Origin of the sequence: Mycobacterium sp. NBC_00419, assembly GCF_036023875.1 — a bacterium.
GTDB lineage: Bacteria > Actinomycetota > Actinomycetes > Mycobacteriales > Mycobacteriaceae > Mycobacterium.
Genome location: NZ_CP107931.1, coordinates 1,267,649 through 1,293,292, shown reverse-complemented (window position 1 = coordinate 1,293,292; position 25,644 = coordinate 1,267,649). Strand labels below are relative to the sequence as shown.

Annotated in this window: 16 protein-coding genes and 1 tRNA gene; 10 read left to right on the top strand and 7 right to left on the bottom strand. The window is 68.3% G+C overall.

The genetic code is table 11. The annotated features are described in order from the left end of the window. Nucleotides 1-73 precede the first annotated feature (73 nt). Together OG976_RS06020 and pks2 are read right to left on the bottom strand one after the other, a co-directional pair. Nucleotides 74-301, bottom strand: a complete 228-nt coding sequence (locus OG976_RS06020) for a hypothetical protein (RefSeq protein WP_328359226.1) — start codon at nucleotides 299-301, stop codon at nucleotides 74-76. A 223-nt stretch (nucleotides 302-524) separates the two neighbouring features. Then, nucleotides 525-6,794 carry a sulfolipid-1 biosynthesis phthioceranic/hydroxyphthioceranic acid synthase gene (pks2, locus tag OG976_RS06015; RefSeq protein WP_328359223.1) on the bottom strand — a complete coding sequence of 2,090 codons (6,270 nt, stop codon included), beginning with the start codon at nucleotides 6,792-6,794 and terminating at the stop codon, nucleotides 525-527. A 340-nt stretch (nucleotides 6,795-7,134) separates the two neighbouring features. Here pks2 and OG976_RS06010 point away from each other — a divergent pair, with 340 nt between their 5' ends. Further along, nucleotides 7,135-8,889, top strand: a complete 1,755-nt coding sequence (locus tag OG976_RS06010) for an AMP-binding protein (RefSeq protein WP_328359220.1) — start codon at nucleotides 7,135-7,137, stop codon at nucleotides 8,887-8,889. A gap of 22 nt (nucleotides 8,890-8,911) precedes the next feature. On the opposite strand, the gene OG976_RS06005 is transcribed toward OG976_RS06010, so the two are convergent. Further along, nucleotides 8,912-10,846, bottom strand: a complete 1,935-nt coding sequence (locus OG976_RS06005; RefSeq protein ID WP_328359217.1) for a PGRS repeat-containing protein — start codon at nucleotides 10,844-10,846, stop codon at nucleotides 8,912-8,914. Between OG976_RS06005 and OG976_RS06000 the strand changes: the two genes are divergently transcribed. Then, entirely contained in the window at nucleotides 10,836-11,219 is a 384-nt protein-coding gene (locus tag OG976_RS06000) for a hypothetical protein (RefSeq protein ID WP_328359214.1), read from the top strand. The two genes, OG976_RS06005 and OG976_RS06000, sit on opposite strands and share 11 nt — an antisense overlap. Nucleotides 11,220-11,618: 399 nt before the next feature. Here OG976_RS06000 and OG976_RS05995 read toward each other — a convergent pair whose 3' ends face one another. Then, entirely contained in the window at nucleotides 11,619-12,764 is a 1,146-nt protein-coding gene (locus OG976_RS05995) for a hypothetical protein (protein WP_328359211.1), read from the bottom strand. A 259-nt stretch (nucleotides 12,765-13,023) separates the two neighbouring features. Beyond that, nucleotides 13,024-13,096: transfer RNA gene (locus OG976_RS05990), tRNA-Arg, on the bottom strand. 140 nt (nucleotides 13,097-13,236) lie between these two features. Between OG976_RS05990 and argS the strand changes: the two genes are divergently transcribed. The 6 genes from argS to rho all read left to right on the top strand — a co-directional run bounded on the left by argS (nucleotide 13,237) and on the right by rho (nucleotide 21,892). Further along, nucleotides 13,237-14,889, top strand: a complete 1,653-nt coding sequence (argS, locus tag OG976_RS05985; protein WP_328359208.1) for an arginine--tRNA ligase — start codon at nucleotides 13,237-13,239, stop codon at nucleotides 14,887-14,889. A gap of 83 nt (nucleotides 14,890-14,972) precedes the next feature. Further along, nucleotides 14,973-16,304, top strand: a complete 1,332-nt coding sequence (gene lysA, locus OG976_RS05980; RefSeq protein ID WP_328363208.1) for a diaminopimelate decarboxylase — start codon at nucleotides 14,973-14,975, stop codon at nucleotides 16,302-16,304. A 2-nt stretch (nucleotides 16,305-16,306) separates the two neighbouring features. Continuing rightward, on the top strand, nucleotides 16,307-17,632 hold the full coding sequence (locus OG976_RS05975; RefSeq protein ID WP_328359205.1) for a homoserine dehydrogenase: 1,326 nt from the start codon (nucleotides 16,307-16,309) through the stop codon (nucleotides 17,630-17,632). Next, the gene (gene thrC / locus OG976_RS05970; protein WP_328359202.1) at nucleotides 17,629-18,705 is read left to right on the top strand and encodes a threonine synthase; all 1,077 of its coding nucleotides are present in this window, start codon (nucleotides 17,629-17,631) and stop codon (nucleotides 18,703-18,705) included. Before OG976_RS05975 ends, thrC begins: the two co-directional genes overlap by 4 nt. A gap of 13 nt (nucleotides 18,706-18,718) precedes the next feature. After that, entirely contained in the window at nucleotides 18,719-19,663 is a 945-nt protein-coding gene (gene thrB, locus OG976_RS05965) for a homoserine kinase (protein WP_328359200.1), read from the top strand. A gap of 276 nt (nucleotides 19,664-19,939) precedes the next feature. Continuing rightward, the gene (rho, locus tag OG976_RS05960; protein ID WP_328359198.1) at nucleotides 19,940-21,892 is read left to right on the top strand and encodes a transcription termination factor Rho; all 1,953 of its coding nucleotides are present in this window, start codon (nucleotides 19,940-19,942) and stop codon (nucleotides 21,890-21,892) included. 17 nt (nucleotides 21,893-21,909) lie between these two features. Here rho and OG976_RS05955 read toward each other — a convergent pair whose 3' ends face one another. Together OG976_RS05955 and OG976_RS05950 are read right to left on the bottom strand one after the other, a co-directional pair. Beyond that, the gene (locus OG976_RS05955; RefSeq protein WP_328359195.1) at nucleotides 21,910-22,674 is read right to left on the bottom strand and encodes an RsiV family protein; all 765 of its coding nucleotides are present in this window, start codon (nucleotides 22,672-22,674) and stop codon (nucleotides 21,910-21,912) included. A 158-nt stretch (nucleotides 22,675-22,832) separates the two neighbouring features. Next, entirely contained in the window at nucleotides 22,833-23,498 is a 666-nt protein-coding gene (locus OG976_RS05950) for a TetR/AcrR family transcriptional regulator (RefSeq protein WP_328359192.1), read from the bottom strand. A gap of 133 nt (nucleotides 23,499-23,631) precedes the next feature. Here OG976_RS05950 and fadD1 point away from each other — a divergent pair, with 133 nt between their 5' ends. Both fadD1 and rpmE read left to right on the top strand, forming a co-directional pair. After that, a complete protein-coding gene (fadD1, locus tag OG976_RS05945; RefSeq protein ID WP_328359189.1) occupies nucleotides 23,632-25,215 on the top strand; it encodes a fatty-acid--CoA ligase FadD1 in 1,584 nt (527 codons plus the stop codon). A 139-nt stretch (nucleotides 25,216-25,354) separates the two neighbouring features. Beyond that, a complete protein-coding gene (gene rpmE, locus OG976_RS05940; protein ID WP_167099265.1) occupies nucleotides 25,355-25,585 on the top strand; it encodes a 50S ribosomal protein L31 in 231 nt (76 codons plus the stop codon). Nucleotides 25,586-25,644 lie beyond the last annotated feature (59 nt).

Genomic DNA, 25,644 nt, shown 5'->3' with positions numbered 1-25,644 from the left:
ACGGATGTGCGCGTATTGGAGATTTGGCGCAGGGTGTCAATATGGTGGGCGGCACCCCGGCGCCGCCCAGCTCTCAGTGCATCTGAAGGCGGCGCGCCCTGGTCTTCGTGCATGACTTGGTGGCCATCAGTTGCATGATCGACGCGATCACCTGACGGCCTACCGACGACTGGTATTCACGCAGGTACTCGACCCGTAGCGGGTCGTCGTCGGCCAACTGATGCGTCAGCGGATGTGGGGTCTTCCACACCGCGTCCTGTGCCGCCTCACCCACGGCAACTTGGAAATCGAACTCGTCCATTCTTGCCCCCCATCCCGCGCCTGAAAGACGCGGTATCGGCAATTGTGCGGCAGGAAATTCATGATCGCAACGTTAGTTGGACTTTTGTAACTTTTGTTCGCATATATGAATACGGAAACAATCGCTGAGTAAGGGTGCAATTACCGGAACTGACTAACTGTCGGCTAATGGAGGATTCGACCGTAACCAGTGGTCAGGGCGCGATCGGGCCCGCTGGGGAACCTCACACGGTATGCGCGGGAGCCAACTTTTCGAACAGCAGATCCGCCAGACCGCGCACGGTGCCTGCCGCGAGGTCACCGGCTGTCAGGCGCACTCCCGTCTCGGCCTCGATGCGGGTACGCAATTCCAGAGCCCCGAGCGAGTCCACGCCGTATTCGGACAGCGGCCGGTCGGGGTCGACACTGCGCCGCAGGATCAGACTGATCTGGTCGGAGATCAGGCGGCGCAATCGGGTGGGCCATTCATCGCGCGGCAGCTCGCTGAGTTCGGCGCGCAGTTTGCTTGTCCCCGAGGCGTTTTCTCCGATCGAACGGAATGCTTCGGCGAACGGGCTGCGTTGCGCGAACGCGGTCAACCAGCCGGCTCCGATGACCGGGGCGTAGCCGGTGTAGTCGCGGTTGTGGCGCAATAACGCCTCGAACGCGTAGGCGCCCTCATCGGGGGCGATGGCAGCGCCGGCGCCTTCGGCGAACTCCGTGGCCCGCCCGATCTGGCCCCAGGCGCCCCAGGCGATCGAGGTGGCGGGTAGGCCGTTGGCCCGGCGCCACCGGGTGAAGGCGTCCAGCCAGCTGTTGGCCGCCGAGTACGCGCCCTGCCCCGGCGAGCCGACCAGCGCCGCCGCCGAGGAGAACGAGCAGAACCAGTCCAGCTGCTCGGGTGCCTGTTCCAGGGCCCGATGCAGGTGCCATGCGCCGAACACCTTCGGTGCCCAGTCCCGTTCGACGAGGTCGTCGGTGATGTTGGCCAAGGTGGCATCCTCGACCACCGCGGCGGCATGCAGAACGCCGCGCACCGGCAGGCCGGTCGCCGTCGCGGTGGCCACCAGCTGTTGCGCGGTGCCCGCCTCGGCGATGTCACCACACAGCACCACGACGTCGCTGCCCATCGCCCGGATGAGTTCGATGGTCTCCAGCGCCTTGAGCGTCGGCTGTGAGCGTGAACTGAGCACGATCCGGCCGGCCCCCGAGGCCGCCATCTTCTCGGCGAGGAACAAGCCGAGACCGCCGAGGCCGCCGGTGACGATGTAGGCGCCGTCGCCGCGGAAGGGGCGGGCCTGCTGCGGCGGCACCACGACGTCGCGCTGCCCGGTGCGGGGGACGTCGAGCAGCAGCTTGCCGGTGTGCTGGGCAGCGCTCATGACCCGGATCGCGGTGGCGGCGTCGGCCAGCGGGTAGTCGGTGTGCTTGGCCGGTGGCAGATCGCCGTCGGCGGTGAGCTGGTACACCGTGCGCAACAGCTCGCCGACGCGCTGCGGATGGGTCAGCGACATCAGTGCGAGGTCGACGTAGAAGAACGTGAGGTTGTGCCGGAACGGGAACAGCCCCAGCCGGGTGTTGCCGTAGACATCGCGCTTACCGATCTCGACGAACCGCCCGCCGGTGGCCAGCAGCTCCAGCCCGGCCCGCTGGGCGGCGCCGGTGAGCGAGTTGAGCACGATGTCGACACCGTAGCCGTCGGTGTCGCTGCGGATCTGCTCGGCGAAGTCGGTGCTGCGCGAGTCGTAGACATGCTTGATTCCCATGTCGCGCAACATCTGTCGGCGATCTTCACTGCCGGCGGTGGCGAAGATCTCGGCTCCGGCGGCACGGGCGACGCCGATCGCGGCCTGTCCGACGCCGCCGGTGGCGGAGTGAATCAGGACCTTGTCCCCGGCAGTGATGCGGGCCTGATCGTGCAGGCCGTACCAGGCGGTGGCGGCGGCCGTCGCCACCGCGACGGCCTGATGGTCGGTCAGCTCTGGCGACAAGGTGGCCGCCAGGCGGGCGTCACATGTGACGAACGTGCCCCAGCAGCCGTGCCGGGAGAAGCCGCCCACACGGTCGCCGACGCGGTGCTCGGTCACGTCGGGCCCGACAGCGGTGACCACTCCGGCGAAGTCCATACCCAACTCCGGCAGGTTCCCGTCGAGGGCGGGGAACAGGCCCATCGCGACCAGGACGTCGGCGAAGTTGATGCTGGAGACGGTGACGGCGACTTCGATCTGTCCCGGCCCGGGCGCAATCCGTTCGCAGGAAACCAATTCCAGCGTCTCCAGGTCGCCGGGGGTGCGGATCTGCAGCCGCATCCCGTCGTGCTCGTAGGAGCCGGCCGTGGTGTACCGATCCTCCGGGCGCAGCGGCGTCGGGCTCAGGCGTGCGGTGTACCACTCGCCGTTGCGCCATGCGGTCTCGTCCTCATCGGACCCGCTGAGCAGCTGCCGGACGAGGTTCTCGGCATCGATGCTCTCGTCGACGTCGATCTGTGTGGTGGTCAGGTGCGGATGTTCGGCGGCGATCACCCGGATCAATCCGCGAAGGCCGCCCTGCTCGAGGTTGGCCACATCCCCGGCCGCGACGGTCTGGGCGGCGCGGGTCACCACGAACAGGTTCGGCACCTGCCCGGAGGTCTGAGCCAATTCCCGTACGACGCGCACCAGGTGCTGGACCTGCTGCAGGCCCAGCTGTGGCGCGTCATCGTCGGAGCCGTCCGATCTCGGCTCGGTGAGAATGACCGCGCCGCTCAACTGCTCGCCACGCAGGCTCTCGGCGAGCTCGCCGGCGATGGCGCTGTGATCAGCGCGAGGCGTCCACGACATCGTGGTGTGCTGTGCACCATGGCTTTTCAGCGCATCGGCCAGTTCGGTGGACAGCGTGTCGGCCGCCGCGGTGTCAATCAGCAGCCAGCTGCCGGCCGCGGGCTCGGACACCTCGGGTAGTTGGCGCGGCTGCCATTCGACGGTCAGCAACCGATCACCGAGCACCCGATCCTGCTGGGCGATCTCGGATGTTCCGGTACCGCAGCGCAGACCCTCCACGCGCAGCAGGACGGCGCCGTTCTTGTCGAGCACGTCGATGTCGGCTTCGATGCCCGCGGCGTCGACGTTGGTCACCCGCGTGTAGCAGTAGTGGGCACCACGGGTGGAGGCATACGTCCGCAGCCGGTGCGCCCCCAAGGGCAGGGCCAGGGTGTTGTCGCCGAGGCCCTGAACCTGTGGGCTGGCCACCACGGACTGGAAGCAGGCATCCAGCAGGGCCGGGTGGACGCCGTAAGCGCCTTGCTGCGAACGGATCTGGCTGGGCAGCGTCACCTCGGCCAGCACCGTTCCGCCGGCCTGGTCTCCGGTGCGCACCACAGCCAATCCCGCGAACGCCGGGCCGTACTGGACGCCGAGCTGATCCAGCCCGGCGCGCACCTCGTCGCCCTCGGTCGAATCCGGGTGAGCGGCAAGCAATGCGGCGATGTCGTAGTCCGCCGGCGCCTGATCGCCGTCGGCGGCGTGCAGTACCGCGGCGGCCTGTCGGGTCAGCGTGCCGCCCTGGTCGGACTCCACGACGAACTCCAGAATGCCGGGGGCGGACACCGTGGTCGACGCTCCGACGGAGGTGTGCTCGTCGAGCAGCAGTGCCTGCTCGAAGCTGATATCGCGCACCTCGGCCGCATCACCGAGCACGGTGTGGGCAGCGGCCAGCGCCATCTCGCAATAGGCCGCCCCGGGCAACACCGCCACATTGCGGATCTGGTGCTCGCCGAGCCAGGGGTGTGCGGACGTACCGATCTCGGCGTGCCACACGTGGCGCTCCGGCTCCTCCTGCAGACGCACGTGCGGCCCGAGCAGTGGGTGCACCGACACGGTGTGTCCGCCGTGCGACGACGCGTCCTGGCCGTCGTGGCTCAACCACAGCCGGCGATGGGTCCAGGTGGGCAGCGGGGCGTCCACCAGCGACCCGGTGGGGTAGGGCACGGCGAAGTCGATCGCCGCACCGGCGCTGTGCAGATCGGCGAGGAACCCGCGAAGTCCTTGCGGGAGTTCCTGTTCCCGGCGCACGGCAGCCAGGGTGGCCAGGGGAACGTCCAGGCTGTCGGCGGTCTGCTCGACGGCATGGGTGAGCAGCGGGTGCGGGGCCAACTCGGCGAAGACCCGGTAACCGTCCTCCAGGGCGGCACGTACCGCGGCGGCGAAACGTACCGTCCGGCGCAGATTGTTGACCCAGTACTTGGCGTCGCAGATCGGGTCCTCGCGCGGGTCGAAGCCCGTCGCCGAATAGAACGGGATCTGTGGCGTCATCGGTGTGATGTCGGCGAGCACCTTGGCCAGCTCGTCGAGGATCGGATCGACCTGTGGCGAATGCGAGGCGACATCGACGGCCACCTGCCGGGCCATCACGTCGCGCTCCTCCCACGCCGCGATGAGTTCCTTGACCGTGTCGGTGGCACCGCCGACCACGGTGGATTGCGGCGAGGCCACCACGGCCACCACGACATCCTTGATCCCACGCATGGTGAGTTCGGAAAGTACTTGTTTGGCAGGCAGTTCCACCGATCCCATCGCACCGGACCCGGCGATGGTGGCCATCAGCTTGGAGCGCCGGCAGATGACCCGTACGCCGTCCTCCAATGACAGTGCACCTGCCACCACCGCGGCCGCCGTCTCGCCCATGGAATGGCCGATCACCGCGCCCGGGCGGACACCGTGTGCCTTCATCGCCGCGGCCAACGCCACCTGCATGGCGAACAGGCTCGGCTGCACCCTGTCGATGCCGGTGACGACGTCCGGCGCCGACAGCGCCTCGGTGACGGAGAATCCCGACTCTGCTGCGATCAACGGCTCGAGTTGCGCGATGGTTGCGGCGAAAACCGGTTCCCTGTCCAGCAATTCGGCGCCCATTCGCGCCCACTGGGAGCCCTGCCCGGAGAACACCCACACCGGTCCGCGGTCGTCACGTCCGACCGCGGGTTGATACGGGGTGTCGTCGTCGGCCACGTTACGTAGCGCGTCGGCAACGTCCTGGCGGGTGCGTCCGATGACCGCGGTGCGCACCGGGCGGTGCGCGCGCCGGCGGGCCAGCGTGTACGCCAGATCCGGCAGCGTCACATCCTCGTGGGTGTGTACCCAATCAGCCAAATGGCCTGCGGTACGGCGCAACTCGTCGGCCGAGGTGGCCGACAGCGCGAACAACAGCGGTGCCGCCGGGTCCGTCGCCGCCGGTGCAGGCGTGAGGTCGGGCGCCTGCTCGAGGATCGCGTGGACGTTGGTCCCCGACACGCCGTAGGACGACACCGCAGCGCGGCGCGGATGTGCACCGCTGCTCGGCCACTGCGTATTCTCTTGTGGCACAAACAATTGCGTGTCGATGCGCGCGAGATCGTCGGGGAGGCGGTTGAAGTGCAGATTCCGGGGAATCACGCCGTGCTGCAGCGCCAGCACTGTCTTCATCAGGCCGAGGATGCCTGAGGCGGATTGCGCGTGGCCGAAATTGGTTTTGGCCGATGCCAGCGCGCACGGCCCGTCGGCGCCGTACACCTGGCTCAGACTGCTGAACTCGATGGGATCACCCACCGGTGTGCCGGGTCCGTGCGCCTCGATCATGCCGATACCGGCGGCGTCCACCCCGGCGGTGCGCAGCGCTGTCCGGTACAGGTCGGCCTGCGCGGTCGCCGACGGGGTGGAGATGTTGACGGTGTGACCGTCCTGGTTGGCGGCCGTGCCCCGGATCACCGCGAGGATGCGGTCGCCGTCGCGCAGCGCGTCGGGCAGTCGCTTGAGCAGGACCACGCCGGTGGCCTCGCCGCAGACATAACCGTCGGCGGCGGCGTCGAACGCGCGGCAGCGTCCGGTGGGGGACAGGTGGCTCTGTGCCGTTCCGGCGACGTACTTGCGCGGTTCGAGGAGGACGAAGGACGCCCCTGCCAGGGCAAGGTCGCTTTCCCCGTCGTTGAGGCTGCGGCACCCCATGTGCACCGCGAACAGGCCCGACGAGCAGGCGGTGTCGAGGGTCAGCGCGGGGCCGTGCACGCCGAGTGTGTAGGAGATCCGCCCGGAGGCCATGGCCAGCGTGCTGCCCTCAAAGCCGTACGGGCCTTCCATCTCCTCGGAGTCGGCGTTGACCAGCTGGTAGTCGAGGTGGGTCAACCCCATGAACACCCCGGTCAACGAGTCGCGAATCGCCGCGGGTGTCAGGCCGGCGTGCTCCATCGCCTCCCACGACGTCTCCAGCAGGAGGCGGTGCTGCGGGTCGAGTGCGGCGGCTTCCCGGTCGTTGATCCCGAAGAACTCGGCATCGAAGCCGGCGACGTCGTCGAGGAATGCGCCCCATTTGGACACCGTGCGTCCGGGCACCCCTGGTTCGGGGTCGTAGTACTCGTCGACATCCCAGCGTTCGCGGGGAATCTCGGTGACGAGATCCTCGCCTGCCAGCAACGCCTCCCAGAGTTGCTCCGGAGAGGTGATGCCGCCGGGCAGCCGGCAGGCCATGCCGACGACAGCAACCGGGGTGGTGGGCGAGGTGGTCATCGTGGGAGGGGGATTCGCGCAAGCCGAGCGGTCTGCCCGATCATCGATCGCACCGAGTGGAACCATCCCATCTGATTGACTCGCTCCGACACCTCGTTGACCAGCCAGAATGCTGTGTGTGGTCGGTTGGCGCCGTGCCCATGTCAGGCGTCGGTCGACGCACGATGACGTGCCGCGATGGCAGGGCGAAGTTATTATGCAGCCCACCTACATGTTGGTAAAGCGTTTCGCAGCTTAACCAGTTGTGGGTTAGCTACTAGTTGTTCGGATTCTGTACCGCTACCTCTTTATCTCCGACCTAACAGGAATTGACGGGGTCGTCTGCGCTAGCCTGTGGTCCGTGACACAGGCGGTTGAAACCTCGTTTCCGGCGTTGCTGCGCGAGCGTGCGCTGCTGCAGCCCGACGACACGGCATTGACGTTTGTCGACTACGACAAGGACTGGGCGGGTGTCCCGGAGAGCCTGACGTGGCCGCAGTTGTATCGGCGGGCGCTCAACGTGGCCCGCGAGCTCAGCCACTGCTCGTCACCCGGGGATCGGGCGATGATCGTCGCGCCCCAGGGCCTGGAATACATCGTCGCGTTCTTGGGCTGCCTGCAGGCCGGATTGATCCCCGCTCCACTGGCGGTCCCGTTCGGCGGCGTCGCCGACGAGCGCGTCGACTCGGTGCTGCGTGACGCGGTGCCTGCCGCGGTCCTGACCACCTCCTCGGTGGTCGCCGATGTGGTCCGCAGCCTGACCCCGCCCGCAGGACAGCCCGCGCCTGCGGTCATCGAGGTGGACCGGCTGGACCTGGACGCCCAAGTGCGGTCGGACTCCGACGACGGCGATTTCCACGGCTTCGAGGGCCCGGCGTATCTGCAGTACACCTCCGGGTCGACCCGGTCGCCTGCCGGCGTGATGATCTCCTACAAGAACGTGCTGACCAATCTTCAGCAGATCTGCACCGACTTCCTGGCCGACGGCGGGGTGGTGGCCCCGCCGACCATCGTGTCGTGGCTGCCCTTCTATCACGACCTGGGTCTGCTGATGGGAATCTGCACGCCCGTCGTCGCGGGCTTCCCGACGGTGCTGACCAGCCCCGTGTCGTTCCTGCAGCGGCCGGCCCGCTGGATGCACCTGGCCGGCGGCCATCCCCGCGCCTTCACCTCGGCGCCGAACTTCGCCTTCGACGTGGCGGCCCGCAAGATCTCCGACGACGACATGGCCGGGGTGGACCTCAGCGAGATCCTGCTCATCCAGAGCGGTGCCGAACGGGTGCAGCCGGCCACGGTCAAGCGCTTCATGGACAGGTTCACCCGGTTCGGGTTGCACGACAACGTGATTCAGCCTTCCTACGGGCTCGCCGAGGCGACGCTCTACGTGGCGACGCCGAATCCCGCGAAGGCTCCGACCGTGGTGAATTTCGACTCCGAGGTGCTGGCGAGCGGGCAGGCCAAGCGCTCGGAGGCGGGCACTCCGTTGGTCAGCTACGGCTCGCAGCGCTCGGCGCTGTCGCCGCTGGTGCGGGTGGTCGACCATGAGACCAGTACCGAATGCGCACCGGGCGAGCTCGGCGAGATCTGGGTGCACGGTGACAACGTCGCCGCAGGCTACTGGGAGAAGCCAGAGGAGACGGCGCGCACCTTCGGTGCGACGCTCGTCGGGGCGACGGGGGACACCCCCGAGACCGGGTGGCTGCGGACCGGGGATCGTGGCTTCTTCTCCGACGGCGACCTGTTCGTCGTCGGCCGCATCAAGGATCTTCTGATCATCTACGGCCAGAACCACGCCCCCGACGACATCGAGGCGACGGTTCAGGACATCACCCGCGGCCGGGTCGCGGCGATCGCCGTCACCGACGACGGCGAGGAGAAGGCCGTCGTCGTCATGGAGGTCCGCAAGCGCGGCAACTCCGAGGCCGAGATCGCGGAGAACCTCGCCGCCGTCAAACGGGAAGTCACCGCGGCGATTTCGAATTCACACCGCCTCGCGGTCGCGGATCTCGTTCTGGTGGACCAGGGTTCGATTCCGGTGACGACCAGCGGCAAGGTCAGGCGTTCGCTGTGCGTCGAGCATTACCAGCGCGACCAGTTCGCCCGGTTGGACGGCTAGACCGCCTGAAACCGGCTGCGGGCTAGGCGGTGCCGGTGGTGCCGTCTGATCCGGTCGAGCCGGTTCCGGCGAGGCCGGTTCCGGCTGAGCCGCCGATCCCGGCGACCGCGTTCGCGATGAGTAGTGCGAAGGCACTGCCGCCGACGCCGCCGCCACCGCCGGTTGAACCGGTGCCCGTGGCGCCGCCTCCGGTGCCACCGTCGCCGCCGAACGCCACCCCGCCGACAAGGTTGTAGGCGGTGCCGCCCTGGCCGCCGGACCCGCCCGTCGTGCCGCCCGTGCCGCCCTGGCCGCCGGCGCCGCCGATCGCATTGCCCGCGGTGCCGAAGAGGTAGTACCCCATGACCGCCATACCGCCCTGGCCGCCGGAACCGCCTGTGACAGTGCCGATTCCGCCGGTCCCGCCGGCGCCGCCGATGACGTTTCCGTAGCCGATGGAAATTGCGGCACCACCGGTTCCGCCGTTGCCGCCGATGACGCCGCTTCCGCCGTTACCGCCGGCCCCTGCGTTCAGAACGCTGCCGCCGCCGGTGCCACCATTGCCGCCGGTGCCACTGGCGCTGTTGCCGCCGTTGCCTCCGGTGCCGGCGATTCCGGGGAGACCGGCACTGGCCCCGCCGCCGTTGCCGCCGTTGCCGCCCTTGCCGGTCGTCGCGTTTCCGCCGACCCCGCCAACTCCGCCGTTGCCGACGAAGAATCCGCCCACCCCGCCGTTGCCGCCGTTGCCGCCGGCCTGCAGGTCGGTGGTCGTCGAGCCGCCGGCTCCGCCATCGCCGCCGTTACCGAACCAGCCTGCCGCGCCGCCGTTGCCGCCGGAGGCACCCGCACCGCCGGCCCCGCCGTCGCCGCCATTGCCGATCAAACCGGCCTTGCCGCCGTTGCCCCCGGCAACGCCTGCGGTGGTGGAGGTGTAGCCGATGCCGCCGTTACCGAACAACACACCGCCGGGCTTGCCGTCCGGGCTGTCCGCTGTTCCGTTGGCGCCGTTGCCGATCAGCAGCGTCCCCAACACCACCACGGAGAAGCCGGTGGTGGTTGCGCCTGTCATCGTCGTGTTGGAGCCGAACGCCAGCCCGGCGCCGTAGTTGTAGGCGATGCCGTCGGCTCCGTCGGCTCCGTCGGTCGTGCCGCCCGTGCCGCCCGCTCCGCCTGCACCGCCGATGGCATTACCGGGGCTCCCGAAGGGGTAGTAGCCCATGATGGCCATCCCGCCCGCTCCGCCTGCGCCGCCGGTGACGGTACCGGCGCCGCCGGCCCCGCCTGCGCCGCCGATCACGTCGCCGTAGCCGATGCTCAGTGCGATACCGCCGGTGCCGCCCTTGCCGCCGATGACACCCGCGCCGCCCGTGCCGCCGGCCCCGCCGACTTGGTCGTCGTATCCGCCTGTGCCGCCGTTGCCGCCGGTGCTGCTCGCGCTGGCGCCGCCGTCCCCGCCGATGCCGGCGTTACCGAGATAGCTGCCGTTTCCGCCGTTTCCGCCGTTTCCGCCAACGCCGGTGGTCGCCGAGCCGCCGAGCCCGCCTGCGCCACCGTTGCCTGTGAACAGTCCTGCCGCGCCGCCCGAACCGCCGTTGCCGCCGGCTTCGAGGTCGACGGTGGTGGACCCGCCATTGCCGCCGGTTCCGCCGGTGCCGAACCAGACCGCGGCCCCGCCGTTGCCGCCGGTCTTGCCGGTTTGGCCATTGCCGCCGTTGCCGCCATTGCCGACGATCCCGGAGGTGCCGCCGTTGCCGCCGCCCCAGCCGCTGCCGCCGTTGCCGTAGAAATAGCCGCCGTTTCCGCCGTTGCAGCTGCCGGATGCGGCCGTGCAGTCACCGGCGACCGTGCCGTAGCTGTAGCCGTTGCCGATCAGCAGGCCGGCATCAGGATGCGCGGCGGTGCCGTCGCTGACCAGCAGCGCCATGAAGTCGCTGAGCGTCCCGGTCCACGGGAACAGCGAGGGCAACGTGGGCAGCACGGGGATCGCCGAGGCCGTCACGGTGGTCTTGGCAGCCGCGGCAGGTGTGGCGGCTGCGGCTGCGGGTATGGCTGTGGTGCTCGCCTCGGCAGCTGCCGGCGTGGTCTCTGCGGCCGCGGGGGAGACGGTGGTGGCGGCCTCTGTGGTGGTGGTCTCGCTGGTAGGGACTGCCGAGACCGGCTCAGTGGCGGCGGTGGTGTCTGTAGCAGTCGTCTTGGTTGTCGACGACCGACCAGTGGCCGATGCTGCAGACGGAGAAGTGCTGGAAGACTTGGGCTTTGACGCTGTCGAACCACTGTGTGGGCGGACCGAGCCCGTCGACTTGGAGGTGGACGCCGACGCCGAGGAATCGGTGGAGCCCGCGGTGTTGTGACTCGACGCCGAATCGTCGCTCGAGGGGGCGGCGTTGGCGACCCCGGTGGCGCCGGCTAGGGACGCGCAGACACCGACGGTGAGTGCACCGGCCCCCAGCCACGCGGACACATCGCCGTGCCGCTGGGTAGCGCGGTGCCGTGCGCGTGAGCGCTTCTGACGTGCCGCACGATGTTTTGCTGTCACTGTTCTTTTCCGGACCCCTGTGTTATCCCGGTCACAGATCGTAGCAAAGCAAACTGGCAGCTCCAGCAAATGCCTGTTCAGGCTGCTGGAAACCGAGTGTCATTGTGCCGATACAGACCTTCGGTCTGGTATCCCGGAGCGGGCAAGCTGGGTGTTCGTCGCTGGAGGCGCGCATAGTGCCCATCCCGGCAGTCCTCGGTTGTCTCGGCACCGGCTACTTCCGGTGCCGCCCGCCGCCGCCGGTGGAGCCCGAGGAGGAGTCGGAGGCCTTGGCTTGCCGGGCAGTCCCGCCGCTGGTCTTGGCTGCGTGCTTGGGACCCTTGGCTGCGGGGGCGTCGGCCGACGTGCTCGCCGCGGCTGCGCTCGTGGCGGGCGTCGTGTCGTTGGCTCCGTTGGCGGCCGATGGCCGGCCGACAGCGAATCCGTTGATGTTGAAGCCCGGGCCGCCCGCGGCGACCGTGGCACCGTTCTGGCCGACCGATCCCGCCAGCGCCGCGGCGCCGGGTCCGGCGGTGACGGTGTTGCCATTGCCCTGGGCGTTGACGGCGCTGACCAGAAGTGAGTCGGGAGTGCCGCCACCGGCCCTGACCGTGTTGTCATTGCCGTTGAGGTTGACGGCGCTGGTGAGAATTCCCGCCGAGGAGACGTAGTTGTTGCCGGTGTCGCCCGAGATGTTGATTGCGGCGGAGCCGATTCCACCGGCTGCGGTGGTCTGTTGCCCGTTGTTGTTGGGCAGGAAGCCGATGGCGATGTTCAGGCCGCCGACCGTGGACGTGGTGCCCGGCCCCAGCTGTAGCGAGAAGTTCAGCAGCCCGGCCGCACCGGTGGTCTGCCCGCCGGAACCCAGCGGATTAACTCCGGCCGCGTAATTGAGGAAACCAAGGGTCGAGGACGTGCCGTGACCCAGCTGGTAGGCGAAGTTGAGGACGCCGATGGCGCCGGCCTCCGCGTTTCCGTTACCGGTGTTCTGGCTGATGACAAGGTTCAGGGCGCCCCAATTGGAGGCGGTGCCCGCCCCGAGTTGCAGAGCGGTGGAGAAGAAGGACGTGATGGCCCCGGCCGAGGCGCTGTCGCCGAGGGCGGCCGCCCAGGTGAATGCACTCAGGACCGTGGTTGCGCTCGCGCCGTCACCGATCGCGATCGCCCCGTTGAGAAGCCCGCCCGCGCTCGCCGTCGCACCGTTGCCGATGCCGATGGCGAAGGTCGTCAGGTTGCTCGTGCAGCCGTTGCCGTTGCCGATCCCGAAGGCCGAGAAACAACTGGCGTTGGCTGCCGGGGCTGCACTGAGTGTCCCGGCGCTCAATGCGCCGGAGACCAGTGCCCCGAGCAACACGCCGCCTTTGACTCGAGCCTGATCCATCGGCGTACCTCATTGTTCGTCGGTGTCTTTGCCGGTAAGGACCGTACCTTGCCCCGGCGCGGGGCAGAAAGAGTTTCGGCCAACTCTTTGCCACATTCATAGCTCGCGCACACATCACGCCGGTGAGCTGCAGCGTCTCAGCATGCTGGCGGGTTGCGGCGCGCCGGTCACAGTCAAGACCGCGTCAGTGGTGCTCGGGCGCGCGGTCGGTAGCCGGGAAGTCGGTGCCGCGGCGAACGGAGGCCGTTTCAAAGTTGAGTGCCCCCGGCAGGATTCGAACCTGCGGCCTTCTGCTCCGGAGGCAGACGCTCTATCCCCTGAGCTACGGGGGCGCATCGATGACAACTGCGCCGTTTGGGCCTGCACAGACTAACCCATCTCGGCACTCCCTCACCAAAGCCCGTACAGGGAGCGCAGCAAGCCGGGATATGGATGCAGGCTCTGACCACGTCAGACCATAGGATGGACCCCCGTGACCCCCGCCGACCTCGCCGAGCTGCTGAAGAACACCGCCGCCGCGGTGCTGGCCACGCATGGCCTCGACACCGCCGCGCTTCCCGCGACCGTGACTGTCGAGCGCCCGCGCAACCCCGAGCATGGCGACTACGCGACGAACCTGGCGCTGCAGGTCGCCAAGAAGGTCGGGGCGAACCCCCGGGAACTGGCCGGATGGCTGGCCACTGCGCTCGCCGAAGCCGACGGTATCGCGTCGGCCGAGGTCGCCGGGCCGGGCTTTGTGAACCTGCGCATCGAGGCCTCGGCACAGGGGCTGATCGTCCGCAACGTCCTCGACGCCGGTGCCGGCTACGGCCATTCCGGCCTGCTCGAGGGCCAGAAGATCAACCTCGAGTTCGTCTCAGCCAACCCCACCGGGCCTATCCACATCGGTGGCACCCGGTGGGCCGCCGTCGGCGATGCGCTCGGACGGCTGCTGACCACCCAGGGCGGTGACGTAGTCCGGGAGTACTACTTCAACGACCACGGCGCGCAGATCGACCGGTTCACCAACTCGCTGATCGCCGCCGCCAATGGCGAACCGGCTCCCGCGGACGGTTACGCCGGCGCCTACATCAACGACATCGCCGACCAGATCCTGGCCAAGGCCCCCGACGCGCTGAGCCTGACCGGGGAGGAGCAGAAGGAGACGTTCCGATCCATCGGCGTGGACCTGATGTTCGACCACATCAAGAAGTCCCTGCACGAGTTCGGCACCGACTTCGACGTCTACACCCACGAAGACTCCATGCACACCAGCGGACGAGTGGACCAGGCGATCGCCAAGCTGCGCGAGAACGGCGCCATCTACGAGAAAGATGGCGCAACATGGCTTCGCACAACGGAATTCGGTGACGACAAGGACCGCGTCGTCATCAAGAGCGACGGCCAGCCCGCCTATATCGCCGGCGACTTGGCCTACTACCTGGACAAGCGCCAGCGCGGCTTCGACCTGTGCATCTACATGCTGGGTGCCGACCACCACGGTTACATCGCGCGCTTGAAGGCGGCTGCCGCCGCGCTCGGTGACGACCCGGACACCGTCGAGGTGCTCATCGGCCAGATGGTGAACCTCGTCCGTGACGGGCAACCCGTGCGGATGAGCAAGCGGGCCGGCACGGTGATCACCCTCGACGACCTCGTCGACGCCATCGGAGTCGACGCCGCACGGTACGCACTGATCCGTTCCTCGGTGGACAGCCCGATCGACATCGACCTGCAGCTGTGGTCCTCGGCGTCCAGCGAGAACCCGGTCTATTACGTGCAATACGCCCACGCCCGGCTCTCCGCGCTGGCCCGCAACGCCGCCGAACTCGGCTTGGCGCCCGACACCGCGCATCTGGACCTGCTCACCCATGACAAAGAGGGCACCCTGATCCGCAACCTGGGTGAGTTCTCCCGGGTGCTCGAGTCCGCGGCCTCGCTGCGTGAGCCGCACCGGGTGTGCCGCTACCTCGAGGATCTGGCGGGGGACTACCACCGGTTCTACGACTCCTGCCGGGTGCTGCCGATGGGCGATGAAACACCGGGAAGCCTTCATAGCGCCCGGTTGGCGCTGTGCGACGCCACCCGCCAGGTGATCGGCAACGGGCTGGCCATTCTCGGTGTGTCCGCACCGGAGCGGATGTGAACGCTCACCCGGCCGGCCCGCGGCACGCCGAGGAGATCCACCACGGTGGGGCGCCGCAGCGACCCGTCAGCGCCGCAGACGCCATGGCGTTGGCTCCGAAAGTGTGGCCCCACAACCTGACTCGCGGATCCGGCGGTGAGGTGACCATTGCCGGTGTGGCGGTGAGCGATCTGGCCGCCGAGTACGGCACCCCACTGTTCGTCATCGACGAGGACGACTTCCGTAGCCGTTGTCGGGAGATTGCCGCCGCGTTCGGCGACGGTCACAACGTGCACTACGCGGCCAAGGCATTCCTGTGCAGCGAGATCGCCCGCTGGGTCGCCGAGGAAGGCTTGTCCCTGGATGTCGCCAGCGGCGGCGAGCTCGCGGTGGCTCTTCACGCGGGCTTCCCCGCCGACCGAATTGCGTTCCACGGCAACAACAAATCGGTCGACGAACTCACCGCCGCCGTCAAGGCCGGTGTCGGTCATGTCGTGCTCGACTCGATGACCGAGATCGACCGGCTGGACATCATCGCCGGTGACGCCGGGGTGGTGCAGGACGTACTCATCCGCATCACCGTCGGTGTGGAAGCCCATACCCACGAGTTCATCGCCACCGCCCACGAGGACCAGAAGTTCGGCCTGTCGCTGGCCAGTGGCGCCGCCATGACGGCGGTGCGCCAGGTGTTCGCCGCCGATAATCTGCGGCTGGTCGGCTTGCACAGTCACATCGGCTCGCAGATCTTCGACGTCGCCGGGTTCGAACTCGCCGCCCACCGGGTGATCGGCCTGCTGCGTGACGTGGTCGCAGAGTTCGGCGTCGACAAGACCGCCCAGATCGCCACCGTCGACCTCGGCGGTGGCCTCGGCATTTCGTATCTGGCACAAGATTATCCGCCTCCGGTGCAGGATCTGGCGGCCAAGCTCGGGGCGATCGTGCACAACGAGTCGGCGGCCGTCGGCCTGCCGGCACCGCGACTGGTCGTCGAGCCCGGACGTGCCATCGCCGGGCCGGGCACCGTGACCCTCTACGAGGTGGGCACCGTCAAGGATGTGGCGATCAGCTCAGGCGCGTCACGGCGCTACGTCAGCGTCGACGGCGGCATGAGCGACAACATCCGCACGTCGTTGTACGGGGCCGAATACGATGTCCGTCTGGTGTCTCGGGGCAGCGATGCCCAACCGAGGCTGGCCAGGATCGTAGGAAAGCACTGCGAGAGCGGCGATATCGTCGTTCGCGATGCCTGGGTGCCGGAGGACGTTCACCCGGGCGACCTTCTGGCGGTGGCCGCCACCGGCGCCTACTGCTATTCGATGTCGAGTCGGTACAACCTGATCGGCCGCCCCGCGGTGGTGGCCGTGCGCGACGGGCGGGCTCGCCTGATCCTGCGCCGGGAGACCGTCGAGGACTTGTTGAGTTTGGAAGTGAGGTAGTTATGAATACACCCGAAAAAGCTATCGGCATAGCGGTATTGGGGCTCGGCAACGTCGGCAGCGAGGTCGTGCGCATCATCGAGGAGAGCGCGGTCGACCTGGCTGCGCGCATCGGTGCCCCACTGGAGTTGCGGGGTGTGGCGGTGCGACGCGTCGCTGATGACCGCGGCGTGCCGGTCGGGTTGCTCACCGACAACGTCGAGGAGCTGGTCTCGCGCGACGACGTCGACATCGTCGTCGAGCTGATGGGGCCGGTCGAGCCGGCCCGCAAGGCAATCCTGTCGGCGCTCGAACAGGGCAAGTCGGTGGTGACTGCGAACAAGGCACTGCTGGCGCAGTCCACCGGCGAATTGGCGCAGGCCGCCGAGCGCGCGCACGTGGACCTCTACTTCGAGGCCGCCGTGGCGGGTGCCATCCCGGTGATCCGGCCGCTGACCCAGTCGCTGGCCGGTGACTCGGTGTTGCGGGTGGCCGGCATCGTCAACGGCACCACCAACTACATCCTCTCCGAGATGGCCTCGACCGGAGCCGATTACTCCTCTGCCCTGGCCGACGCGAGCGCACTGGGTTACGCGGAGGCCGACCCCACCGCCGACGTCGAGGGCTACGACGCCGCGGCCAAGGCGGCGATCCTGGCGTCGATCGCGTTCCACACCCGGGTCACCGCCGACGACGTCTACCGTGAGGGCATCACCAAGGTGAGCCCCGCCGACTTCGAGGCTGCCAAGGCGCTCGGCTGCACCATCAAGCTGCTGTCGATCTGCGAGCGGATCACCACACCCGAAGGGCAGGAACGGGTGTCGGCACGCGTCTACCCGGCGCTGGTGCCTCTGACCCATCCGCTGGCCACTGTCAACGGTGCGTTCAACGCCGTCGTTGTCGAGGCTGAGGCTGCCGGCCGGCTGATGTTCTACGGCCAGGGCGCAGGCGGAGCGCCGACCGCATCGTCGGTGATGGGTGATGTCGTGATGGCGGCCCGCAACCGGGTCCAGGGCGGCCGCGGACCGCGGGAATCCAAGTACGCCCAGCTGCCGATCGCCCCGATGGGCGTGATCCCGACCCGCTACTACGTAAGCATGACCGTCGCCGACCGGCCGGGCGTACTAGCCTCTGTCGCAGACGAATTCGGTAAGCGCGAAGTGAGCATCGCCGAGGTGCGCCAGGAAGGTCTCACCGACGAGGAGGGCCAACCGTCCGGTGCGCGGATCGTGGTGGTCACCCACCGCGCCACTGATGCCGCGCTGTCGGAAACCGTCTCCGCGCTGGCCGATCTCGAAGCCGTGCAGAGCATCAACAGCGTGCTGCGATTGGAGGGAACCAGCGAATGAGCACGACGAAGGTCCACACCCCATGGCCGGGCCTGATCGAGGCCTACCGCGACCGGCTGCCGGTGGCGGCGGACTGGACGCCGGTGACCCTGCTCGAGGGCGGCACCCCGCTGGTCCCCGCGCCTCGGCTGTCGGAAAAGACCGGCTGCACAGTTCATTTGAAGGTGGAAGGGCTCAACCCGACCGGCTCGTTCAAGGACCGCGGCATGACGATGGCGGTCACCGACGCCGTCGCGCGCGGGCAGAAGGCGGTGCTGTGCGCCTCGACGGGTAACACCTCGGCGTCGGCGGCGGCATATGCCGCACGCGCGGGCATCACCTGCGCCGTGCTCATTCCGCAGGGCAAGATCGCGATGGGCAAGCTGGCCCAGGCAGTCATGCACGGCGCCAAGATCATTCAGATCGACGGCAACTTCGACGACTGCCTGGAGCTGGCCCGTAAGCTCACCGCCGACTACCCGACCATCTCGCTGGTCAACAGTGTCAACCCGGTGCGCATCGAGGGTCAGAAGACCGCGGCGTTCGAGATCGTCGACGCCCTGGGCACCGCCCCCGACATCCATTCGCTGCCCGTCGGCAACGCCGGCAACATCACCGCCTACTGGCGCGGCTACACCGAGTACCACCGCGACGGGGTCAGCGACAAGCTCCCGCGCATGCTGGGCACCCAGGCCGCCGGCGCCGCACCGCTGGTGCTGGGCAAGCCGGTCAGCCACCCCGAGACCATCGCCACGGCGATCCGGATCGGCTCACCGGCCTCGTGGGACGGCGCCGTCACCGCACAGCAGGAGTCCGGCGGCCGCTTCCTCGCCGCCACCGACGACGAGATCCTCGCCGCGTATCACCTGGTCGCCCAGGCCGAGGGCGTGTTCGTCGAGCCCGCATCGGCAGCCAGCATCGCCGGGCTGCTCAAGTCGGTCGAGGACGGCTGGGTCAAGCCGGGTTCGACCGTGGTGTGCACGGTGACCGGCAACGGTCTCAAAGACCCCGACACCGCGCTGCGCGGGATGCCGACCGTCAGGGCCGTCCCCGTCGACCCGGGTGCGGTCATCGCCGAACTCGGCCTGGCCTGAGGACGGACCGCCGGTGACCCTGAGCCTGCCTGCCGGACTGAGCGCCAGCGCATCTGTCGCCGCGTCCAGCGCCAACCTCGGCCCGGGCTTTGACAGCCTGGGTGTTGCGCTGGGCCTCTACGACGAGATCCTCGTCGACACCACCGACGACGGTCTGGTCATCGAGGTGGAAGGACAGGGTGCGGGCCAGGTTCCGCACAGCCACGACCATCTGGTGGTGCGGGCTGTGCACCGTGGCCTGCTCGCCGCGGGCGCCGACGCGCGCGGGCTGCGGGTGCGCTGCCGCAACGCCATCCCGCACTCGCGGGGTCTGGGCTCATCGGCCGCCGCCGTGGTCGGCGGTCTGGCCGCGGCGAATGGCCTTGTGGCACAGGCAGATTTGGAACCCTTGAGTGAAACCCGGCTGATTCAGCTGGCCTCGGAGTTCGAAGGCCACCCGGACAATGCGTCCGCCTCGGTGCTCGGTGGGGCGGTGGTGTCGTGGACCGACACCCACACCCAGCCGCCGACGTATGCCGCCGCACCGCTGCGTCTGCATCCCGACATCCGGCTGTTCTCGGGCATCCCGGAGGTGCGCTCGTCCACCGCTGAGACCCGGGTTCTTTTGCCCGAACATGTCAGCCATACCGCCGCACGCTTCAATCTGAGCCGGGCCGCGCTTCTAGTCGTCGCGCTCACCGAGCGGCCGGACCTGCTGATGGCCGCGACCGAGGACGCCCTGCACCAGCCGCAGCGTGCCCCGGCGATGCCCGCTTCCGCGGAATTTCTGCAGGTACTGCGGCGTTGTGGAGTGCCGGCGGTGCTGTCGGGCGCCGGACCGTCGGTGTTGGCGCTGACCACCAGCGCGGACTTGCCGGCCGAGGCGCTCGAATACGGCATCGCGAACGGATTCACCGTCACCGAACTGGGGCTCGGCGAGGGAGTTCGCTGGAGCTCCGGTGTCGCCGTCCACCGCTGACTTGAGTACACGCCGGTGGCGATTCTTGCTTTCCGGCCGTAAAGAAGGCTATTCTCGGTGCCGTCCAGGTAATCGCAGCGTCTTAACCCTGCGCCGAGACTAGGACGACCACCAATTCTTCTCGTGTTCAAGTCGTTGACTGGCGGTTCGCCATGTGGCCGCACATCCCGACGGTCACCGTTGGCACTGAGATGACGGTGTGACTTCGCATTCAGCGAATCGGCTGAATGCCAGAACCCCTCGCACGATGAAACCGCGGGGGAAGAAAGGAAATCCGTGACCGATACGGACCTCATCACGGCTGGAGACAGCGCACCTCAACCGGATGCGCCCGCCGTGGTTACCCAACCTTCGTCGCAGCCTGAGCAGGCCGCCCGCACCGCGGACGCCGGCGCAACCGGGTCGCTTTCGACGATGGTTCTGCCCGAACTTCGGGCCCTGGCCAACCGTGTTGGCGTCAAGGGAACCTCCGGCATGCGTAAGGGCGACCTGATCACCGCCATCCGCGAAGCCCAGAACGGTGGCTCGCACACCCCGTCCAACGGCGCGCCCCAGGCAGCTGCCGAGCCGGCCCCTGAATCTCGCTCCGAAGCCCGCCCCGAGGCCGACACCGGTGCCCCCGAGCCGCCGCGCCGTGAGCGCCGCACCGCCAACCGCGGCGCCGGCTCGCCCACCGAAAGCGCCGACCAGCAGAAGCCGGCCGAGACCGCTGCCGAGCAGGCACAGGCTCCGGCCCAGAACAAGCCCGATAACCAGGGCGAGTCCCGCAACGAGAACAAGTCCGATAACCAGGGCGAGTCCCGCAATGAGAACCGGGCCGAGTCCCGCAACGAGTCCCGTAATGAGAACCGGGCCGACAACCGTCAGTCCAACCGCGAGTCCAACCGTGAGTCGAACGACCAGGGTGGCGACGGCGGCAATCAGAACCGCGGCGGCGGCGATGGCGACGACGACCGTGGCGGCCGTCGTGGCCGCCGGTTCCGGGACCGCAGGCGCCGCGGTGAGCGCACCGGCGGCGAAAGCGGCGGCGGCAGCGGCGGCAACGAGTCCGAGCTGCGCGAGGACGACGTCGTGCAGCCGGTGGCCGGCATCCTCGACGTGCTGGACAACTACGCCTTCGTGCGGACCTCCGGTTATCTGGCCGGACCCAACGACGTCTACGTCTCGATGAACATGGTTCGCAAGAACGGCCTGCGCCGCGGCGACGCGGTCACCGGCGCGGTCCGGGTGGCCAAAGAAGGCGATAGCAGCGGCGGACAGAACCAGCGGCAGAAGTTCAACCCGCTGGTCCGCCTCGACAGCGTCAACGGCGGCCCGGTCGACGCGGCCAAGAATCGCCCCGAGTTCAGCAAGCTGACCCCGCTGTACCCCAACCAGCGGCTGCGTCTGGAGACCACCAGCGAGCGGCTCACCACCCGCGTGATCGACCTGATCATGCCGATCGGCAAGGGGCAGCGTGCCCTGATCGTGTCCCCGCCGAAGGCCGGTAAGACCACGATCATGCAGGACATCGCCAACGCGATCACGAAGAACAACCCCGAGTGCCACCTGATGGTCGTGCTGGTCGACGAACGGCCTGAAGAGGTCACCGACATGCAGCGCTCGGTCAAGGGTGAGGTCATCGCCTCGACCTTCGACCGGCCGCCGTCAGACCACACGCAGGCCGCCGAGCTCGCGATCGAGCGGGCCAAGCGCCTGGTGGAGCAGGGCAAGGACGTCGTCGTCCTGCTGGACTCCATCACCCGGCTCGGGCGCGCCTACAACAACGCCTCCCCGGCGTCGGGGCGCATCCTGTCCGGTGGTGTGGACTCCACCGCGCTGTACCCGCCCAAGCGGTTCCTGGGCGCGGCCCGCAACATCGAGCACGGCGGCTCGCTGACGATCATCGCCACCGCCATGGTGGAGACCGGTTCGACCGGTGACACGGTGATCTTCGAAGAGTTCAAGGGCACCGGCAACGCCGAGCTCAAGCTCGACCGCAAGATCGCCGAGCGCCGGGTGTTCCCCGCGGTCGACGTCAACCCGTCGGGCACCCGCAAGGACGAGCTGCTGCTCTCGCCCGACGAGTTCTCGGTGGTGCACAAGCTGCGCCGGGTGCTGTCCGGGCTGGACTCGCACCAGGCCATCGATCTGCTGATGAGCCAGCTGCGCAAGACCAAGAACAACTACGAGTTCCTCGTGCAGGTCTCCAAGACCGCGCCGGGCATGGACAAGGACAACGTCGACTGACCTGGGATTTCGGCCGGTTAGGGGCGCCGCAGGGCGTCCATACCCGGGGCCAGTAGGTCGTCCACCGCTGACCAGGGCACCGTGATCACCGGAGCGCCGGCGTCGAACTGGTGGTCGGCGAAGTGGATTTCCAGGCCGGCCGGCGTGGGAATCCAGCTGTCGAAGTTCTCCATCAGCGGCTTGTTGCCCGGATGGTTGGGCATCGGCGTGGCGGTGACGCCCATTGCCGGCGGCAACAGCAGCTTGGTCTGCTCGGACAGCCGGTTGAGGCCCTCCTGGTCGTCGACGAAGAGTTCCTTGAGCGTGATCTGCCGGGCCGAGCGCGAGTCGATCACCACGTTGATCACCGAGCCCACGGGATGGTCGGCGCCCTCGACGGAGAACTCGCCGCTGATGAGCGCGGACACCGACGCGGCAGCGAAACGGATCTGCGGCGAGGTCTCGAATGCCCACTGGCCCTCGGGCCGGATGCCCGCCGTGTCGTCGAGCAGGCGCTGCGCCGCCTGATGCACGGCGTCGTTGAACGCCTCACTGACCCGCGGGTCACCGCCGGACAAGGTGTCGATGGCCAGACTCCAGCGGCCGTTGCCTTCGGTGGTCGTACCCTGCGAGATCGATCGGTCGACGGTGTAGGTCTTCCCGTTCGAGAGTCCTGTGTGTGCCGGTGCGGCTGTCACAGAAGAGGTCAACGGCAGGCTCTGTTCGGTGTCGTTTCCGCAGGCCACCAGTGCGGCCGTCAACGCCGTCGCCACGACGAACATACGGCGCCCGGCAAAGCTCATGATGTCATTCTGGCAGCTGTGTGCGCCTGAGCGAAATGAGTTGGCGATTTGCTGTCGTTACAGCACGCCCGCACGCGATTGGTGATAGCGCTTGGCGCTCAGTTTCTTTCGCAAGAGCTGTCCACGCACGATATTTCCCTGGGTGCCGTGCCCAAGCACTACTGCGCAGGTGCGGCCTGCAGGCCGGGCAACACGTAGCGGCGCATGTAGCGGCGCACCGCTTCGTAGTCATCGGCGTCGAGGGTGTCGCCGGGAACCGTGCCCAGGCTGATCTGCACCCGGGCCACCCATTCGGCGGCCTCGTCCAGGTCGGTATCGGGGTGAATCTCGCCGCGCTCACGTGCACTTTCGAGGTACGGCCGCCAGAACTGGCCGAGGTCGGGCAACAACCCCTGGACACCCGCACCGGCACATGCGGCGAATTCGTCGGGCTCGTCGCGCCGCAGCTGCATCACCAGCGCGCCGGGAGTTTCGTGGGCGCTGCGGCCCAGCCGGACTCCGACGGCGAGCTGCTCCTCGAAACCGGCGATGGCGGCCAGGGTCCGGTTGGACTCGTCCCAGAACGCCTCGTTGAGCCGGACGATGGCCGCGCCGAGCAGTGCCACCTTGTCGGGGTAGTGCCGGTAGAGCCAGCCGCGTGACACACCGGCGGCCTCGGCCACCTCCGACACGGTGGTTGCCCTGATGCCCTTGGCCCGCAGACAGACTTCGGCAGCGTCGATCAGTCGCTCCTGGACCGTCTTGGTGGCGGTCCGGCTGTCCGCGTCGGCGCGTGCGGTCACCCCGGCTTCTCCTTCGGCATGTGTGACGATGTGCTCCGCCATCCTGTCAAACCTGGTCCCGCCGCGTCCGGGACGCCTCAGTAGACAGATTCACAATCCTGTTTACTCTGAGCTTCTATTGTGACCTGTACCCCGCACGCAATTGGCGGTAAAGCATCAACTCGACGGGAGTTCCATGGCCGAGACGGTCCAGCAGCTGCTTCGTGAACGCCTCCACGAGACCACTCCTGCGGTCAAGTTCGGCGATCAGGTGTGGACCTGGCAGGCCCACCTCGACGAGGCATCGCGGCAGGCGGCGGCTCTGATCGCGCTCGCCGACGTCGACCGCCCGCTGCACGTCGGGACTCTGCTGGGCAATACACCCGCGATGCTGACCGCGATGGCCGCCGCCGGGCTGGGCGGGTATGTGCTGTGCGGGGTCAACAACACCCGCCGCGGTGAGGCGCTGGGACGCGACATCGCCAAAGCTCACTGCCAGATCCTGCTGACCGACGCCGCGCACCGCGACCTGCTCGACGGTGTCGAACTGCCCGGCGTCAGGGTGATCGACGTCGACTCCGCGGACTGGCAGCGGCTGCTGGCCGGTGCGGGGGAGCTGACGCCGCACCGCGAGGTCACCGCCACCGACACCTTCATGCTGATCTTCACCTCGGGCACCAGCGGCGAACCCAAGGCCGTCCAGGTGGCCCACATGATGGTCCCGTTCGCCGGAGTGGCACTCGTCGGCCGCTTCGAGATCACCGGGTCGGACGTCTGCTACCTATCGATGCCGCTGTTCCACTCCAACGCGCTGATGGCCGGGTGGGCGGTGGCCCTGTCGGCGGGAGCGGCAATGGCGCCGGCCAGCTTCAGTGCCTCCGGCCTGCTCGATGACCTGCGCCGCTACGGGGTCACGTACATGAACTACGTCGGCAAGCCGCTGGCGTACGTGCTGGCCACCCCGGAACGTCCCGACGATCACGACAACCCGCTGCGGGTCGCCTTCGGAAACGAGGCCACCGACCGCGACATCGCCGAGTTCGGCCGGCGCTTCGGCTGCACGGTGTGGGACGGCTTCGGTTCCACCGAGGGCGCGGTCATCATCACCCGCGAGGACAACTGCCCGCAGGGGTCGGTCGGCCGCGGGTTCCCCGGGGTCGCCATCTACAACTCCGAGACGCTGCAGGAGTGCGCGACCGCGGAGTTCGACGAGAACGGGGCGCTGGCCAACCCCGACGAGGCGATCGGCGAGATCGTCAACACCAGCGGTGGCGGCATGTTCGGCGGCTACTACAACGACGCCGGAGCCACCGGCGAGCGGCTGCGGCACGGCATGTACTGGTCGGGCGACCTGGGATACCGCGACGCCGACGGCTGGATCTACCTGGCCGGCCGGACCGCGGACTGGATGCGTGTCGACGGCGAGAACATGGCCGCTGCCCCGATCGAACGCATCATCGGCCGGCTGCCGGAGATCAGCCAGGCCGTCGTGTACCCGGTGCCGGACGAACATGTGGGGGACCAGGTGATGGTGGCCCTGCTGCTCGGCGAGCAGGCCAAGCTCACCCCGGAGGACTTCGGCGAGTTCCTCGCCGCCCAGCCCGACCTGTCGCCGAAAGCCTGGCCGCGCCACGTCTGGATCGCGCCCGAGCTGCCGACGACGGCCACCAACAAGGTGCTCAAGCGCGAGCTGATCGTCCGCGGCGCCCACCCGGAGGGCGGGCAGCTGTGGACCCGTGGCGCCCGGGAGAAGGCCTACCGTCCCGTCGCACCGGAATAGCCCCGGGCGCAGCGGCGTTTGGGCAGGTGACGGTCAACCTGGCATACTGGACCGTCGACCACCTCAGGTACCGGTTCACGCCCGCTTGACCAGGGAGTTCCCGAGGGCGACCCGGCGACCTACGAATGAAGAGGACACCATGAAGACAGGCATTCATCCTGCCTACGGCGAGACCACCGTGGTCTGCGGCTGTGGCAACAGCTTCACCACCCGCAGCACCAAGGACGGCGGCCACATCGTGGTCGAGGTCTGCTCGCAGTGCCATCCCTTCTACACCGGCAAGCAGAAGATCCTCGACAGCGGCGGCCGCGTGGCCCGCTTCGAGAAGCGCTACGGCAAGCGCAAGACGAACGAGTCGGCTGACAACTAGCTGCCTTACCGACGCCCGCTCTCTCGAGTATTCAGCGAGAGGCCGGGCGTCGGTCTGCG

Excerpts from the sequence above, each read along its gene's own strand:
- OG976_RS06020 (WP_328359226.1), bottom strand. The coding sequence starts at position 301 with ATGGACGAGTTCGATTTCCAAGTTGCCGTGGGTGAGGCGGCACAGGAC.
- pks2 (WP_328359223.1), bottom strand. The coding sequence starts at position 6,794 with ATGACCACCTCGCCCACCACCCCGGTTGCTGTCGTCGGCATGGCCTGC.
- OG976_RS05995 (WP_328359211.1), bottom strand. The coding sequence starts at position 12,764 with ATGGATCAGGCTCGAGTCAAAGGCGGCGTGTTGCTCGGGGCACTGGTC.
- lysA (WP_328363208.1), top strand. The coding sequence starts at position 14,973 with ATGGCGTTGGCTCCGAAAGTGTGGCCCCACAACCTGACTCGCGGATCC.
- OG976_RS05975 (WP_328359205.1), top strand. The coding sequence starts at position 16,307 with ATGAATACACCCGAAAAAGCTATCGGCATAGCGGTATTGGGGCTCGGC.
- thrC (WP_328359202.1), top strand. The coding sequence starts at position 17,629 with ATGAGCACGACGAAGGTCCACACCCCATGGCCGGGCCTGATCGAGGCC.
- OG976_RS05955 (WP_328359195.1), bottom strand. The coding sequence starts at position 22,674 with ATGAGCTTTGCCGGGCGCCGTATGTTCGTCGTGGCGACGGCGTTGACG.
- OG976_RS05950 (WP_328359192.1), bottom strand. The coding sequence starts at position 23,498 with ATGGCGGAGCACATCGTCACACATGCCGAAGGAGAAGCCGGGGTGACC.
- fadD1 (WP_328359189.1), top strand. The coding sequence starts at position 23,632 with ATGGCCGAGACGGTCCAGCAGCTGCTTCGTGAACGCCTCCACGAGACC.
- rpmE (WP_167099265.1), top strand. The coding sequence starts at position 25,355 with ATGAAGACAGGCATTCATCCTGCCTACGGCGAGACCACCGTGGTCTGC.